Below are 16,050 nucleotides of genomic sequence, written 5' to 3'. Positions count from 1 at the left end.
ATAAAATCCCCCCTTAAAAGACAACAAAAGAAGCCCGGCTTAAAAGTCGGGCCCGGAGATAAGATCATTTTATTGGGTAATAATGTATTTTTTCGATATTAGGTGAGGGGCTTTTTTTAAACGTTTATATGTTTTAAACTAATGTGATAGCCACAGAGCGTATAATTTGTTTCTTTTATGCTCAAAATACTACACATTAGCTATTAGATTGGGGAAAATAACTTGCAGATATGCTAAAGAAGATCTCTTTTTCTATTTGTTTTGTTTTCGAAGAAAAGCGAAACATCAAATCTAAATATAAACTCAATTGATACATCTAGTACTTCGGCTATTTTTTCTAATTTGGATACAGTCAGATCAACTTCACCCCGTTCAATTTTTCCGTAACCGCTAGTACTCATTTTTAGCTCATCGGCAACATGGTCTCGGGTCAGGTTCTTTAATTCTCGTATTTTTTTTATATTCTTGTACACAGCAGGATTCATCTTATAAAACTTGTAATTAACTTACTTTAGTTACATTAATTCCAAAAGTAAATATTTCGTTTTTTTTTTCTCGTTGGAACAGTAACTTTAATTCCTTAAAAAGGACATTTTAACACTTACCAAGGATCAAATACAAAAAAAAAAGTTTTTTATTACAAAATCAATTTTAAGTAGATCTATGTAGAAAAAAACAAAGTAATTGTTATACTTTTTGCTAATTACAAAGTATATTTCATAAAACTCAAATAAATAAATAGTACGTTTATTACAAAAAAACAAACTAATATTTGATTACCAGAATTATAGAATAATGTTGATAAAAGCATTCTTTTTTTTGCGGTATTCAATAAAAAAAAATCGATTTTTCAGTTGATAATAATTATTACATTTAAACCGTAATAAACTTTATTACATTGAAGAAAAAACAAATTTCATTCAAAAAAACCACACTAAAAAATGCTGATAAATCTTTTTTATCTATTTTCAGGATTACTAGGATTAATCTGTTTTATAATTATAATAATGCAGTTTAAGTACAATAAATTATTAAACATTTATTTATTACTTTCTTTTAAGCTCTTAGCGATGAATTTTTTATTCATAGGTCTCGATGGTTTTAATATTTTGTCCTTGTCCCAAAAAGGATATTATCAATTCTATCCGCTGCTAATTGTAATTATACCGGCAATGCATTTGTTTTTTATTAATATTGATAAAGACAGTAAACGACTTAATTATAACGAGCTTGTACATTTTATATTTCCCGTACTTTTAGTAGTACTGAATTTAACTGCAAAACGTTTTTTGATTGCAGTTGTACCGGCATTTTGGATTAAATTGTTTTTTTCTATTTTATTTGAAGCTTATATTATCTATTACACTACAATTACATATGCGTTCTTAAAAAAGAAAATTTGGAACAGAGAACCGGATCTTATCAATATGAAACAAAACCGGATCTTAAAACATTGGTCGTTTTTTATTTTTTACCTGTACAGTTTAATTGTTTTTCATCTCATTGTTGTTATTTCGATGAATTTAAAAGCGGCAGGCAATGATAATACAGAATTGAATAATTATAAATTCTTTCCTGCCTTATTACTGAACATCATGTATTTTAAGATATTATTTACCCCGGAAATACTGTACGGTTATAATGTGATGCATGATAAAATAAAACAGCATAACAAATCTAATTTTATTTTGACAGATTTGTGGATTCTGGATGCTTCAGAAGAAATCAATAATGTTCAGGACAGAGCGTTAGGGAAAAAAATCGCCGAATATACGAGTAACTATATTCATGATATTGAAAAACTGGTTTTCAAACATGAAATATTCCGAAACTCAAATGCTTCTATCAATGATATTGCGAACAAACTTAAAATTCCAAAAAGCCATTTGACATTTGTTTTCAAGTATATGTCGAAAGTAAGTTTTACTGAATTCAAAAAAATAGTGCGAATACACGACGCGCTGCAGTTGATAGAAAAAGATTATCTAAAGTCAAATAGTATTGAATCTTTAGCAAATAAAGTGGGATTTTCTTCTTATAGTCCGTTTTATACCACCTTTAAAGAAGTTACAGGAATCTCTCCTCAGGTTTTTATTCAGCAAAGAAAAAAGGGAAAGTGAGACAATTTCGTCTGGTAAAGTAAATAAAAGGTATGACAACTAAAAAGCCATAAATCTTAAATAGATAAAGATTTATGGCTTTTTAGGTTGAGAGAGCTGATCAGACTATCTTCCAAAATCGTCTTGCAGCCGTACAATGTCCTCTTCGTCAGAAGGATGGTCAGGATCAGTATGCTGCCAGATTTCAGCAACAATTCCCCAGGAATCCAATCCTGTCAAACGGTGGCGCTCTCCTTTATTCATTTGAATAAATTGACCCTGATCAAGTATCTGAAGTTCTCTTTCTTCATCAGTAGCACTTGTTTTTACGCCAACCGGACCAGAGAGTATTGTCCAGATTTCAGCGCGTCTAAAGTGGTATTGCCAGGAGAGGCGTTTATTAGGGGCAACAATCAGAATCTTCGGGCTTAGTTTATTGGTAATCTGAATTTCGGACATTTGCAAATGCGGAAAAAATTTTGCTGCAAAAGCTTGTGCCTGTTTTTCATCAATGACAAAAAAACCGCCCCACGGTCTTGTCTGATCCTGTTGTACTGCCGTAAAATTTTGCTCTTCGAGAAATGAAGCAATTTTTGTAAATACTATTTCCTTATCTGTTTCCTGCGATAAATTAAAATCCATTATTTTATGTAATTATGATTAGTTCCTTGTCTTCCTTTTCTTCAGGTTTGTACTTCATTTTCAAAACGCATCCCAGCGATTCTAAAATCAGCACATAATGAGAATTAGTTACTTCTTTGATCACGGCATCATGATTTAAGAAAGGCCCGGAATTAACTTTAATAGTTTCACCTACACTGTATTGGCCAACACTTATTGTTGCGTCTTTAGTAAGCCATTCTTTTATAGTATCGATTTCTTTCTCTTTTACAATGGCATGTTTTCCTAACCAATATAAAAAACGGACAGCTCCGCGGGATAAAAAAACTAAATTTCGGTCTTTATCAGCCAGTTGAACAAATATATAATTATTAAAAAGCGGTACTTCGACCTTTTTCTTTCTGTCTGAATATTGTTTTATTGTTTTTACAATAGGACAATAGCAATTTACGCCCAATTGCATCAATTGTTCGGCTACTCTTTTTTCCCATTTCGGTTTAGTATATACAACGTACCAGTTCATTTTATATCGTGTTTAGGGATTTTACAAGATGATTTTTTAGTTCTATTTTTTACCCGTTGGGTAGGATTCAAATGATAATTTCTTTCACATAGCACAAGCTATGTGCTTTTAAATAAGTGAAACGCAGTCTTAGTTTCTAATAAACTATGTTTCTATATGTTAAAAACAATTACACCCAACGGTTTTTTTATAACGATTTAAGACCCAATTGCCTGATATATGAAACCAATAGTTTCCAGTGTTGTTTTATTTAAGATATTTCTGCCATCAAATACAAACGCAGGTTTTAGCATCGAGTCGTATATTTTTTGCCAGTCATAAGTAGTAAATTCATCCCATTCTGTCAGAACTGCAATGGCATGTGATTCCTGACACGCTTCGTAAGGATTTTGATAAGAAGATAAACTCGCTGTGTTTTCTTCCGGAGATCTGGTTTTTAGATAATCTAAATCTGCCAGAATTTTTTCTTTACTTACTTTAGGATCATAAACGGCAATTTTGGCTTGTTCCGCAATCAAATCGTCTGCGACATAAATAGCGGCTGATTCTCTCGTATCATTAGTGTCTTTTTTGAAAGCCCATCCCAAAAAGGTTATTTTTTTATCAGCAACCGTATTGTATAAGGTTTGTGTTATTTTAGTCGAGAATCTTTTTTTCTGATAATCATTCATAATAATTACCTGTTCCCAATAATCAGCCACTTCATCCAGTCCGTATGATTTTGCGATATAGACTAAATTTAAAATGTCTTTTTGAAAACAAGAACCTCCAAATCCAACTGATGCTTTTAGGAATTTAGGTCCAATTCGGCTGTCCATTCCAATTGCTTTTGCGACTTCGTTTACATCAGCGCCCGTTTTTTCACAAAGTTCAGATAAGGCATTTATCGAAGAAATTCGCTGTGCCAGAAACGCATTAGCCGTTAACTTAGACAATTCTGAAGACCAGACATTAGTAGTAAGGATTTTTTCTTCCGGAACCCAATTGCTGTAAACATCCACCAAAGCCTGTATTGCTTCTTGTCCTTCAGGAGTCGATTCGCCACCAATTAAGATACGGTCCGGATGTAATAAATCAGTAACGGCCGTTCCTTCTGCCAGGAATTCAGGATTAGATAAGATCTGAAATTGCACACCATTTCCGGTATTGTCCAGAATACTTTTGATAGCCTCAGCAGTTCGTACCGGTAAGGTTGATTTCTCTACGACAATTTTATCATCTTTTGAAATTTTAGCGATTTGTCTCGCGCAAAGTTCAATGTATTTTAAGTCGGCCGCTTTTCCTTTTCCCTTTCCGTAGGTTTTCGTTGGTGTATTTACAGAGATAAAAATAATCTGAGCTTCTTCGATTGCTTTTTCAACATCAGTAGAGAAAAATAAATTTCTTCCTCTGGCTTCTTCAACTATTGCACTAAGCCCTGGTTCGTAAATTGGAATGTTGGCCACATTTTCATCATTCCATGCAGCAATACGTTCTGTATTTAAATCAACAACGGTTACTTGTATGTGTGGACATTTTTTAGCGATTACGGCCATGGTTGGTCCACCAACATAACCGGCACCGATACAGCAAATTTTGGTAATTTTAGTTTTCATAATATTTTATCTGTTCTTCTTTGAATGTTAAATTGATATTTATTGATAGTGACTTTTCTTAAAACATATAGTACTGGTAAAGCGGTGTGTTTGTTTGTAATTAGTTGAATACTAGTATTTTGTAAGATTTTGTTTTACTCGCTGCAACACTCTGAAACCGTTTGTTTTTGTTTCAAATAGGCTTAATATATAGGTAAGTGAAATTAATTCTGTTTTATTTCTTCAGGTGTTCTTTTCAATTGTAATTATTCCTTATTAAGACTTTTTAACCACTAAATTCAGTTTCGATTTTTCTGAGTTCGTCTTACTTTTGCCCTGTTGACAGTCGTTTTTTTGTAGCCGCTTTCCAATTTTTTTGAACATAACAAGTCATAAAAACAATAAATTTTATTTTTTAAGGGATAGTAAAATGTAACTATTCACGGGGAACCCTTGTTCAATTTTGAAATATTTGTAAAAATATCCTCTCTAAACCCGATTATTTATTGCACTCATTTATATAAGCAAAAACCAATATTTAGTTATTATGAAAACAGGAATAACCTTTAGTGCTTTTGATTTATTGCATGCAGGTCATGTGAAAATGCTTGAAGAAGCGAAATTACATTGTGATTATTTGATTGTTGGTTTACAAACGGATCCAACTATTGACAGACCTACCAAAAACAAACCCACGCAGACAGTCGTAGAACGTTATATTCAATTGAAGGCTTGCAGGTTTGTTGATGAAATTGTGCCTTATACCACAGAACAGGATTTAGAAGATATCTTAAAAGCTTTTCAGATTGACGTGCGTATTGTGGGTGATGAATATAAGGACAGAGATTTTACAGGAAGAAACTATTGCGAAGAAAAGGGAATCGAGCTTTATTTCAATACGAGAGACCATCGTTTTTCGAGCTCTAATTTGCGCAGGGAGGTTTTTCAGATTGAATTATTAAATGAGAAAATATGAGTTCAGCCAATAAAATAATACATGTTGTACTAACGGGAGGAGTAGGAAGCAGGCTTTGGCCTTTGTCCCGTAAAAGTCAGCCCAAACAATATCTGGATTTATTTGAGGGTAAATCTTTATTTGAGCTGACTCTGGAACGAAATGCAGCGGTGGCCGATGATGTAGTAGTAGTGGGCAATAGAGACAATAGCCATTTGACGGAAAAGGTCATGAAAAAACTAGCGGTTCCTTTTACGCATATTATCGAAGCCACACCACGAAATACTGCAGCGGCAATTGCTTTTGCCGCATTTAATGCACATCCGGATGATATATTGATTGTAACACCTTCTGATCATATTATAGAAGGAGAAGTACAATATAAAGCAGCTTTGGAGAAGGCAATCGATTTAGCTAAAAATAATTTTTTAGTCACTTTTGGCATACAGCCCGTAAGACCGGAGACGGGCTACGGATATATCGAATTTGATGAAGATACGGTATTGGCATTTCATGAAAAACCGGATTTAGAAAAAGCAATTTCTTTTACCGAAAGCGGAAGGTTTTTATGGAATAGCGGTTTGTTTTGTTTCAAAGCAGGTTTCTTTTTAGAAGAACTTAAAGTACAGGAACCGGAACTTTATAAGAATGCCCAATTGGTTTGGCAGGACAATGTCGATGGGTTGCTCAATTATGAATTGTCTCTTCAAATCCCTTCTATCAGCGTAGACTATGCTGTAATGGAACGAAGCAAAAATATAAAAGTAGTCGCTACTCATTTCGAATGGTCTGATCTGGGATCTTTTGAAGCAGTATACGATTATCTGATGCAAAACGGACACTCAGCAGATCTCAACGGAAATATTGTAATCGGTTCTGATGTGCATACAGCTTTTGTAGGCCTTGAAAATTGTCTGTTGGTTCATACTCCTGATGCTCTTTTGGTACTGCAAAAAAAGTATTCGCAAGAAGTCAAAGACGTGTATCAGCAACTCGAATCATCAGGTTCTTGTCTGATTTAGGAATGAGTTTCTAAATCGGAATTAAAAAAAGGCAGGGTTCATCTCTATATAAGATGAAAAATAAAAATCAAAATAAAATAAAAGATAAATAATTATGGCTAAAGTAGCACTAATAACAGGGGTAACTGGTCAGGATGGCGCTTATTTAAGTGAGTTTTTATTAAAGAAAGGCTACATCGTTCATGGCGTAAAACGAAGAAGTTCATTATTCAATACAGATCGTATCGATCACCTTTATCAGGATCCACATGTCAATAATCAGCGTTTTATACTGCATTATGGCGACATGACCGACAGCACGAATTTAATTCGTTTGATTCAGCAGATTCAGCCCGACGAGATTTATAACCTGGCAGCGATGAGCCACGTTCAGGTTTCTTTTGAGATACCGGAATATACAGGAAACGCAGATGGTTTAGGAACACTTCGTGTTTTAGATGCCGTTCGTTTGTTAGGATTAGAAAAGAAAACCCGTATTTATCAGGCTTCTACTTCTGAGTTATACGGAAAAGTACAAGAAGTTCCGCAGTCAGAAACAACACCTTTTTATCCCCGTTCTCCATATGCAGTTGCAAAAATGTATGCTTACTGGATCACGGTGAACTACAGAGAAGCTTACGGAATGTACGCCTGCAACGGAATCTTATTCAATCATGAATCGCCTATTCGTGGAGAAACGTTTGTAACCAGAAAAATCACCCGTGCGGTTTCCAGAATTGCCTTAGGATTGCAGGACAAATTTTATTTGGGAAATCTTGATGCACAAAGAGATTGGGGACATGCTAAGGATTATGTGCGTATGATGTGGATGATTCTTCAGGCTGATGAAGCGGAAGATTGGGTTATTGCAACCGGTACTACAACCCCGGTACGTGAATTTGTCAGAATGAGTTTTGCGCACGTTGGAGTAGAATTAGAGTTCACAGGCACTGGTGTAGACGAAAAGGCTTATGTGGCCGTTTGTCGTAATCCGGAATATCAAATCGAGATCGGAAAAGAAGTTTTGGCTGTAAATCCACGTTACTTCCGTCCAACAGAAGTCGAATTACTAATTGGTGATGCCACCAAAGCCAACACTAAATTAGGCTGGATTCCGGAATATGATTTACAGGATTTAGTAACTGACATGATGGAATCAGACGTGAAACTGATGAAAAAAGACCATCATCTGGAAGAAGCAGGATATCAAACAATGAACTATTACGAATAAAAATGGGTTTAGATACAACAGCAAAAATATATATTGCCGGACATCGCGGTATGGTAGGTTCAGCAGTTTGGAGAGCATTAGAAAAGAAAGGATATTCGAATCTGATAGGTCAGTCAAGTCAGGAATTAGACCTGCGCAATCAGGAAGCGGTGAGAGCCTTTATCGCCAAAGAAAAACCGGATGCCATTATTGATGCGGCAGCAAAAGTAGGAGGGATTCTGGCGAACAAAGATTATCCGTATCAATTTATTATGGAGAATATGCAGATCCAGAATAACCTTATTGATACTGCTTTGCACGCAGGAATAGAGAAATTTATCTTTTTAGGAAGTTCTTGTATTTATCCTAAACTGGCCCCGCAGCCTTTGTTAGAAGAATACCTGCTGACAGACTCTTTGGAACCAACGAATGAATGGTATGCACTGGCTAAGATTTCAGGAATTAAAGCCTGTGAAGCAATCCGTAAACAATTTGGAAAAGATTACGTGAGTCTGATGCCTACTAATTTATACGGAATCCACGACAATTTTGATCTTACAAGTTCACATGTTTTACCTGCGATGATACGCAAATTTCATGAGGCCAAAGAAAACGATCATTCACCCGTAACACTTTGGGGAACAGGAACACCGCTGAGAGAGTTTCTTTTTGTAGATGATATGGCGCAGGCTGTTGTTTTTGCTTTAGAAAATCAACTTCCGGATTATCTCTATAATGTGGGAACAGGAGAGGACTTAAGTGTTCAGCAACTTGCCTGGACGATACAGCAGATTGTGGGACATCGTGGAGAAATTATCTGGGATGCAACAAAACCGGACGGAACACCACGAAAATTAATGGACAGTTCTAAAATGAACCAATTGGGATGGAAACATCAGGTAGGTTTAGAAGAAGGAATCGAGGAAACCTACAACTGGTTTCTGGCCAATGTAGAAAATGTAAAAAAAGTTTCTTTCTAATCTGATTTCAAAAAAGTTTGAATGTAAAGAATGCTGAATTTTTATTTTTCATCTTAAGAAAAGCGATTGAAGCAGTAATAATAGTTTCAAATATTTTTTTATGAAACATTAATTTTTAAAATTAAAAAGTATGGATCAAAGTAAAGTATTGGTTTTTGATGACTTTCATTATTTTTCGAGATTTTTAAAATATGAGTTCAAAGACATCAAATTTATCACGGGCAATAAAAAAGCAATTATCTATGGAAATGAAATAAATAAAGAGCTTTCTCTGATCGTTTTTGTGTTTTATTCAGAAGATGATTTAATCGATTTGTTAAGATTATATACGCACGGAATCCAGTTATTAATTTGCAATCACTGCCCTAAATTCGTGAATAAGTTTGGAAATATAAAAAATATTGGGGTATTGGATTGCCTCGAAACAAAAAGAGGGTACAGAAATGATTTACGGGTGTATTTTGATGAAACATTTAATTTAGTTAATTGATCACTGTACAGAAAAAATACGCCCGTATTACGTTTAAATATAATAGCAGAATCGAATCAAAAACATATAAATAACCAACTAAAGACCCAATGATTACGGTATCTGACATGCCGTTAACACAAAGATAAATCTTCTTAATAGTATATCTAATTTTCTTTTAATTGTTTTGGGGTACAATTATAAACCGTGTTAATGCTTGCAGCTGAAGTACTTACGGTAATAAGTAAGTACAGCCGTATTCTTTGGGTCTTCTTTTTTGTTCTTTTTCGGCAGGACAGGAACAATATATTTTAGCAAATCCTCTCATTAAAACCTTAAAAATATGTACAATTATGTCAGTATATGAGTCAATAGTAAAAAATTTCGCGGCAAGTATATTTGGAATGGGGGTTACTTTTATGAACCAGATCGCCATGGTTCCCTTATTTATCATGTACTGGGGAATCGATAAATATGCGGACTGGATATTGATTACGGCGCTTTCCTCGTTTTTTGCGATGACGGATATGGGGCTCAACCGGGCAAGTAATAATGAATTTGTTATTAAGTACAATCAAAAGGATTATGAGACGTGTCTGAAATTGCAAACCAATGCGTTCTTATTTGTCTTAGCGGTATTTGGTGTGTTTATTTTAATTTCCGGTTTGATCTTCTCACTTTGGGGTTTCAAGGGAATGCTTGGAGTACAGCATTTTACTGAAAACGAAACTTCTGTTGCCTTTGTTTTACTCTTGTGCGAAGTTTTTGCTATGATGTACGGCAGAGTGTATCACGGTATTTTTAGGGCTACATCAAGAACTCATGTGGTTATTGTAGCAGATAACCTGATACGTATGGCAGAGCTGATTGTACTTTTTTGCGGGATCTTTTTCAAAATGGATATCATTTTAATGCTTACGATATACCTGATTCCGTCTTTAGCGGGAATCTTGTTCAAGCATTTGAGTTCCCGAAAAACATTTGCTTCAGGGCTTTACCTGCGCAATTTTGATGGTGCAGTTTTTAAATCGATTATGAAACCGTCGCTAGCCTTTATGTTTTTTCCGTTAGGACAGGCTGTTTCGAGTCAGGGGATGGTATTTGTTGTAAATGTACTTCTGGGCGGAGCTTTTTTAGTCGTTTTTACCACAACAAGAACACTCGTTAATTTTCTGCGTCAGATGATGAATATGTTATCGACTTCGATCAATCCTGAAATTTGTGCAGCTTACGGCAGAAAAGATTATAAAACGATATTGAACATTTACAATAAATCACTTGTAATCACATTTGTGACTACTGTGTTTTGTATTGTTATACTCTTGTTTACAGGAAAAACAATCTATCTGGAGTGGACAAAACATGCGATCGTCTTCAATGAAGTTTTCTTTATCGGAATGTTGTTTGTACTGCTGATTTCCTGCCTTTCAGGATTGTCAAGTGTCATTCCGCTTTCTACCAACACCCACGTTCGCTTTACGATAGTATTTTTAATCTCTCAGGTTGCCGGAGTAGCATTGTGTTATGTGTTTCTAAAAATAGAACCCAATATGAACCTGATTCCTTTGGCACTAGTACTGACAGAATTTGCCCTTTTTGTATACACAGTAAGGAATAACAATAAGTTTCTTAACATCAGCTTTAAAGAAATGTATGCGGGATTATGGGATCAGGTAAAATTTATTTTAAAAAAAAGTAAAGCAACTTTTACAGCGAACTAATTGCTCGAAAAGAGGCCAATAAAATACCAAAACAATGTCAATCAAAAATACCTACAGGCTTTTAGTAAATAAGTACGATTTATTTACCGTGTTTCAAATTTGGAGATCCGGAAAAAAATATACCACAAAAGTATTAAACGACAATTACGCGACCACAACTCCAACAATTCATTTTATACACCGATATATTACCAATAACACCGGAGATAAAGTTTGTGGTTATTATCAGTATTTCCTTTCGGAATTTGACCATTATAAGTGTATTGTTCACGATGTAAATAAAGTCGATTTTTCATTGATTAAAAAGAATGATGTCATACTGGTAGGCGGCGGAGGATTGCTTAACGCCATGCCCGAATGGAACTATAATATCAATAAAGCGGCAAAAAAAGCCGGGAAAGCAGTAGTATGGTCCGCAGGATTCAATTCTAATGCAAAGCAGAAAATCAATAGAAAAGTCGATTTCAAAGCTTTTAATTTGGTTGCAGTTCGCGATTTCAAATACAATGATTTTCGTTATGTGCCTTGCGCTACCTGTGCTTTACCGGAATTACAACAGGAGTATCCAGTCAAGAGATATATTGGAGTCGTGGCACATAAAGATGTTCCGCACCATCTTCCGCAGGAAATTCATGAATTTGATAAAATTACAAACAGTGCTTCATTAAAGGAAATGATTGAATTTATCGGAAGCTCTGAAGTGGTTTTAACCAATAGTTACCATGCCGTGTACTGGAGCATTTTAATGAAAAAGAAATGTATACTATTTGCACCAAGATCTGAGAAGTATGATTTTTATAAATACAAACCAGTCTTGTTTTCAGGAGATTTGGCAGCAGATATTGCGCAGGCTGTTATTTATCCCGATGCACTAAAAGAAAGTCTGTCTCTGACGGATGAATTTGTTCAGGACATAAAATCTTTAATAGAAGAAAATAAGTCAATTAGAAACTAAAGAACCTGCATTCTAAAACTTTCATAGTCCGTTTTTTATCAAAAAAAACAGTACTTATAAATATATAATAAAGTGAAGATATTATCTATAGGAACCATGTCAGGCTTGTCTAATACATGTCTGCACCGTCATTGGGCATTAAAAAAGGTTTCAGATGAAGTTCATGTGGTGAATACCCGCAAGAAACCTTTTTCGATCTGGTATCGAATTGCTAATCGTTTGTTTCAATACGGTTTGCCGATCCAATTGCCTGATAATTCATTAGCCAACAAAACAATAAAAAAGTTTATAAATAAAGCTATCGAATCTCCTTACGATATTGTCTGGATAGACAAAGGAATCACGGTAAACAGTAAAACCCTGAATCATATAAAGAAACTTTCTCCCAATACAAAAATTGTGAGTTATTCGCCGGATAATATGGCTTTACGGCACAATCAGAGTCAAAATTATCTCGATTGTATTCCGCTTTATGACATACACTTTACAACAAAATCATATATCCTGGAAGACATGCGACGTCTTGGCGCCCGAAAAATAGAATTTACGAACAAGCATTACGAGCAGACTTTTCATTATCCCAGAATTCTTAGCGAAGATGAAATGCAGCAATTAGGCGGGGATGTGGGATTTATTGGTGCCTGGGAAAAGGAACGCTGTGACAGTATTTTGTATCTGGCCAAAAATGGAATAAAAGTGAAGGTTTTTGGCGATAAAAAATGGAATGACTATAAAAGTGAAAACCTTGAAATAGCACCCGGAGTTTATTCTGAAGATTATTCTAAAGCATTGCAGGCATTCAAAATATCCCTGTGTTTCTTAAGAAAAATGAATTCGGATACCCAAACTTCCCGAACAATGGAAATTCCTGCCTGCGGCGGTTTTATGCTGGCAGAAAGAACAACAGAACATTTAGAATTGTTTACTGAAAACAAGGAAGCCGTTTTCTTTGCTAACGATGAGGAACTTTTAGAAAAATGCCGCTACTATCTCAACAACGAAGAAGAACGCAGACGCATCGTCGAAGGCGGAATAGAACGCTGTAAAACTTCCGGATATTCTAATGAAGAATCAATAAAAAGAATGCTGAAAATTGTACTGAATAATGACTGAAAATATACAAATACGAAGGAAAGGGACTTCTTTGCAATCAGTGATTAAGTACATTGATATAATAGTATTACTTTCGGTAATTGGCGAAATATTTTTCTTTCCTTCCTGGCATAATTTTGCCGGTTGTGTGATGACAGTAATCGTCTGGCTGATCTTTCGTAATCTTTTTTTTAAAAAGAGAATAATACTGGAACATCCGTTTTCTTTTTTAGCATTTTCATCCCTTTTTCTGGCGAGTTTTATTCCATTACCTGCAACATTACTAGAATCAAAACCCATAACATACGGTTTTCAAAATCCGTATGAAACCTTTTTTTTTCAGACCCTGATTTTCATTGTAGCTTCATTGGCATTTTACGCAGTAGTTTACAGAAAAAGAAGAGGCAATAATATTATACAGCGTACCTTATACAAGCTGAATTTTTTCGAAACAGAACCATCCACGTTATGGATTTTGGGATTAGTAGGCTTATTGGCCAGAATAAAAAGTCTGGCAGTGGTAAACGAAGTACAATACGGAGACGCGGGAAGTAAGTTTTTAGAAGGACTGTTGTACCTGCAATATGCCCCTATCATTATGTTTTTTCCCACATTATCAGGACTGCCTTACAACAAGCTTCGCAGTAATCTTGTCATCATTTATGCTTCGTTTACGTTTGTGCTGAGTTTTGCCGCAAACAGCCGTCAGCAGATGATTTATCCCATTTTTACGGTTCTTCTGTTGTTTATACTGTATCTCATAAAAGATAATATTTCTATTTTTAGTCTTCTTGCCCCGTGGAAAATTGGAGCTATCATCTTTTTTGTCTTTTTTGGATTAGGATTTCTGTCTGATATTTCTTTAGCAATGCTTGCCAACAGAAAAATTCGTAATGACGTGAGCCGGAGTGAACTTCTCGATAATACCATCGAAACCATGCAAAACGAGAAGCTGATGGATAAGCTTAGAAACACCTCAATAGAAGTGCAGGATAATGTATTTAGCTACAGCAGAGGCTGGGACGAAACGTATCTGAATAATTTTATGATTAACAGATATGGTAACGCGAGGGTCGTAGATCAAACTTTATATTATGCGGATAAAATTGGCTATGGTAATAAAAAAATGCAAAAAAGTTTTTATGAAAAGACTTTGGCCGTTTATCCACTTCCGTTTTTATCCCTGCTCGGAATTACTATAGACAAAGAAGAGTTAGAGTATTCCCCCGGTGATAAACTTTATTTTACGGGTACACATACCCCTTCGGCATTAGGCGGATTCCGGGTGACAAGTCTGGTAGGAGATGGTTTGGCGACATTTGGTTATTGGTGTTTCCCAATCGTGTTTGTATTATTATTTCTCTCTTTTACATTAATGGACAGTTTGGTAGTATTCAAAAATGGCGCAATATTATTTTCGACACTTGGGCTAATAAACATATTTGGTTTTCTGGGCATTTTCCGGAACTCTATTGGTGCTATCGTTCCGCTGGCTTACATCTTAAGAGGGTTTTGGCAGCAATGTTTTATTTTTTGGCTGCTGGTTTTTATTATTAAACTGGTACAGCTGCCAAAGAAAAAGAGAAGATCATTTTAAACAATCAACGTTTTTGAAATAATTCGGACAGAAAAAAATCATGAAAATAGTTTTATTTACCCATCCAGTTTTTGTAGGATCACAAAGTATGCCCAGGTATGCAAAAATGCTGGCCGACGGTATGCAGCAAAAGGGCTACGAAGTGCTGATCTGGAAACCGGAACCGTTCTTTCATAAGTTGCCTTTTTCGCCCATTAAGAAATGGTTAGGCTATATCGATCAGTATTTTGTTTTTCCTCTAAAAGTAAAATCAAAACTCAGACGTTGTTCTGACGATACGATTTTTGTTTTTGCAGATCAGGCGTTAGGTCCGTGGGTACCGTTAGTAAAAACGAAGCCGCATGTCATTCATTGTCATGATTTTCTAGCCCTGAATTCAGCTTTAGGAAAGATTCCGGAGAATCCTACGCGTGAAACCGGAAAAATCTATCAGAATTTTATCAGGAGAGGATTTTCGAAAGGAAAGCATTTTATATCGATTTCAAAAAAAACTCAGGAAGACCTGCATGAATTGCACGAAGGGGACATAACATCCTCCGCGGTTTGTTATAATGGTCTGAACAGGGAATTTAAGGTTTTAGACGCACATTCTGCGCGTAATTCGCTCGACAATCTTTTGAACATCGATCTGTCAGCAGGTTATATTCTGCATGTGGGCGGCAATCAGTTTTATAAAAACAGAAAAGGAGTAATTGAAATTTATGATGCCTGGAGAGCTTCATCAGACGTGGTTTTACCCCTTTTATTGGTAGGCGCACAACCGGCAGACCAACTAAAAGTGGTGTATGAAAAAGCAGAATACAAAAAAGATATCCACTTTGTTATAGGTCTTGAGGACCAGTATATTAATGCCGCTTATTCCGGCGCAACGTGTTTATTGTTTCCATCGCTCGATGAGGGATTTGGCTGGCCAATAGCAGAAGCAATGGCATGTGGCTGTCCCGTAATCACGACCAATAGAGCTCCAATGACAGAGATTCTTGGTTTTGCTGATTTTTTCCTAATAGAAAGACGCCCTTTTGAGTGGGTATTAGTTGAAAAATGGAGCTCTGAATCAGCCCGACAAATTACCAGAATCATACATCTTTCTGAAGCAGAAAGACAGGAATGCGTTGCAACAGGATTAGAAGCTATTAAAAAATTTGATACCGAACTTTTTCTGAATCAATTAGAAGAGGAATATCAGTTAGTACTAAAGTTAGAGCGCTTTTAGATCTCAAGCATACAGCTGTTTTAGCACTGATTTTAAAACA

15 protein-coding genes are annotated in these 16,050 nt (G+C 35.5%); 11 read left to right on the top strand and 4 right to left on the bottom strand.

Annotation, left to right across the window (positions count from 1 at the left end):
* Window positions 1-233: 233 nt before the first annotated feature.
* On the bottom strand, window positions 234-473 hold the full coding sequence (locus B0A67_RS01110; protein ID WP_207557288.1) for a helix-turn-helix domain-containing protein: 240 nt from the start codon (window positions 471-473) through the stop codon (window positions 234-236).
* Between the two features lie 597 nt (window positions 474-1,070).
* Between B0A67_RS01110 and B0A67_RS01105 the strand changes: the two genes are divergently transcribed.
* Entirely contained in the window at window positions 1,071-2,120 is a 1,050-nt protein-coding gene (locus B0A67_RS01105; protein ID WP_072953757.1) for a helix-turn-helix domain-containing protein, read from the top strand.
* A gap of 105 nt (window positions 2,121-2,225) precedes the next feature.
* Here the strand turns inward: B0A67_RS01105 and B0A67_RS01100 are convergent, their stop codons facing one another.
* The 3 genes from B0A67_RS01100 to B0A67_RS01090 form a co-directional block, all read right to left on the bottom strand.
* A complete protein-coding gene (locus tag B0A67_RS01100) occupies window positions 2,226-2,741 on the bottom strand; it encodes a cupin domain-containing protein (RefSeq protein ID WP_072953754.1) in 516 nt (171 codons plus the stop codon).
* Window positions 2,742-2,745: 4 nt separating this feature from the next.
* On the bottom strand, window positions 2,746-3,243 hold the full coding sequence (locus tag B0A67_RS01095) for a UpxY family transcription antiterminator (protein WP_072953752.1): 498 nt from the start codon (window positions 3,241-3,243) through the stop codon (window positions 2,746-2,748).
* Between the two features lie 197 nt (window positions 3,244-3,440).
* Window positions 3,441-4,838: a UDP-glucose 6-dehydrogenase gene (locus B0A67_RS01090; protein WP_072953750.1), complete on the bottom strand. Its 1,398-nt coding sequence runs from the start codon at window positions 4,836-4,838 to the stop codon at window positions 3,441-3,443.
* Window positions 4,839-5,364: 526 nt separating this feature from the next.
* Here B0A67_RS01090 and B0A67_RS01085 point away from each other — a divergent pair.
* The 10 genes from B0A67_RS01085 to B0A67_RS01035 all read left to right on the top strand — a co-directional run bounded on the left by B0A67_RS01085 (window position 5,365) and on the right by B0A67_RS01035 (window position 16,010).
* A complete protein-coding gene (locus tag B0A67_RS01085; RefSeq protein ID WP_072953748.1) occupies window positions 5,365-5,793 on the top strand; it encodes an adenylyltransferase/cytidyltransferase family protein in 429 nt (142 codons plus the stop codon).
* Entirely contained in the window at window positions 5,790-6,794 is a 1,005-nt protein-coding gene (locus B0A67_RS01080) for a mannose-1-phosphate guanylyltransferase (protein ID WP_072953745.1), read from the top strand. The genes B0A67_RS01085 and B0A67_RS01080 overlap by 4 nt, the downstream gene beginning before the upstream one ends.
* 94 nt (window positions 6,795-6,888) lie before the next feature.
* On the top strand, window positions 6,889-8,004 hold the full coding sequence (gene gmd / locus B0A67_RS01075) for a GDP-mannose 4,6-dehydratase (RefSeq protein WP_072953733.1): 1,116 nt from the start codon (window positions 6,889-6,891) through the stop codon (window positions 8,002-8,004).
* A gap of 2 nt (window positions 8,005-8,006) precedes the next feature.
* Window positions 8,007-8,963 carry a GDP-L-fucose synthase family protein gene (locus B0A67_RS01070; RefSeq protein ID WP_072953731.1) on the top strand — a complete coding sequence of 319 codons (957 nt, stop codon included), beginning with the start codon at window positions 8,007-8,009 and terminating at the stop codon, window positions 8,961-8,963.
* Between the two features lie 130 nt (window positions 8,964-9,093).
* Window positions 9,094-9,453, top strand: coding sequence for a hypothetical protein (locus tag B0A67_RS01065; RefSeq protein WP_072953729.1), 360 nt, complete (start codon window positions 9,094-9,096; stop codon window positions 9,451-9,453).
* A 332-nt stretch (window positions 9,454-9,785) separates the two neighbouring features.
* Window positions 9,786-11,153, top strand: a complete 1,368-nt coding sequence (locus B0A67_RS01055; protein ID WP_123887315.1) for a lipopolysaccharide biosynthesis protein — start codon at window positions 9,786-9,788, stop codon at window positions 11,151-11,153.
* 34 nt (window positions 11,154-11,187) lie between these two features.
* Complete coding sequence (locus tag B0A67_RS01050) at window positions 11,188-12,108, top strand: polysaccharide pyruvyl transferase family protein (protein WP_072953722.1); 921 nt, start codon at window positions 11,188-11,190, stop codon at window positions 12,106-12,108.
* A 72-nt stretch (window positions 12,109-12,180) separates the two neighbouring features.
* Window positions 12,181-13,221, top strand: a complete 1,041-nt coding sequence (locus tag B0A67_RS01045) for a CgeB family protein (protein ID WP_072953720.1) — start codon at window positions 12,181-12,183, stop codon at window positions 13,219-13,221.
* A complete protein-coding gene (locus B0A67_RS01040; RefSeq protein ID WP_123887313.1) occupies window positions 13,214-14,797 on the top strand; it encodes a hypothetical protein in 1,584 nt (527 codons plus the stop codon). Before B0A67_RS01045 ends, B0A67_RS01040 begins: the two co-directional genes overlap by 8 nt.
* 40 nt (window positions 14,798-14,837) lie before the next feature.
* The gene (locus tag B0A67_RS01035) at window positions 14,838-16,010 is read left to right on the top strand and encodes a glycosyltransferase (protein ID WP_072953716.1); all 1,173 of its coding nucleotides are present in this window, start codon (window positions 14,838-14,840) and stop codon (window positions 16,008-16,010) included.
* Window positions 16,011-16,050: the final 40 nt, after the last annotated feature.

Origin of the sequence: Flavobacterium aquidurense, assembly GCF_002217195.1 — a bacterium.
Lineage (GTDB): Bacteria > Bacteroidota > Bacteroidia > Flavobacteriales > Flavobacteriaceae > Flavobacterium > Flavobacterium frigidimaris.
Note: the sequence above shows the minus strand (reverse complement) of the source record. Positions and strands in the feature narration are given on the sequence as shown.

Coding starts and splice junctions, on each gene's coding strand:
- B0A67_RS01105 (WP_072953757.1), top strand. CDS start 1,071: ATGAATTTTTTATTCATAGGTCTCGATGGTTTTAATATTTTGTCCTTG.
- B0A67_RS01100 (WP_072953754.1), bottom strand. CDS start 2,741: ATGGATTTTAATTTATCGCAGGAAACAGATAAGGAAATAGTATTTACA.
- B0A67_RS01095 (WP_072953752.1), bottom strand. CDS start 3,243: ATGAACTGGTACGTTGTATATACTAAACCGAAATGGGAAAAAAGAGTA.
- B0A67_RS01090 (WP_072953750.1), bottom strand. CDS start 4,838: ATGAAAACTAAAATTACCAAAATTTGCTGTATCGGTGCCGGTTATGTT.
- B0A67_RS01085 (WP_072953748.1), top strand. CDS start 5,365: ATGAAAACAGGAATAACCTTTAGTGCTTTTGATTTATTGCATGCAGGT.
- B0A67_RS01080 (WP_072953745.1), top strand. CDS start 5,790: ATGAGTTCAGCCAATAAAATAATACATGTTGTACTAACGGGAGGAGTA.
- gmd (WP_072953733.1), top strand. CDS start 6,889: ATGGCTAAAGTAGCACTAATAACAGGGGTAACTGGTCAGGATGGCGCT.
- B0A67_RS01070 (WP_072953731.1), top strand. CDS start 8,007: ATGGGTTTAGATACAACAGCAAAAATATATATTGCCGGACATCGCGGT.
- B0A67_RS01065 (WP_072953729.1), top strand. CDS start 9,094: ATGGATCAAAGTAAAGTATTGGTTTTTGATGACTTTCATTATTTTTCG.
- B0A67_RS01055 (WP_123887315.1), top strand. CDS start 9,786: ATGTCAGTATATGAGTCAATAGTAAAAAATTTCGCGGCAAGTATATTT.
- B0A67_RS01050 (WP_072953722.1), top strand. CDS start 11,188: ATGTCAATCAAAAATACCTACAGGCTTTTAGTAAATAAGTACGATTTA.
- B0A67_RS01040 (WP_123887313.1), top strand. CDS start 13,214: ATGACTGAAAATATACAAATACGAAGGAAAGGGACTTCTTTGCAATCA.
- B0A67_RS01035 (WP_072953716.1), top strand. CDS start 14,838: ATGAAAATAGTTTTATTTACCCATCCAGTTTTTGTAGGATCACAAAGT.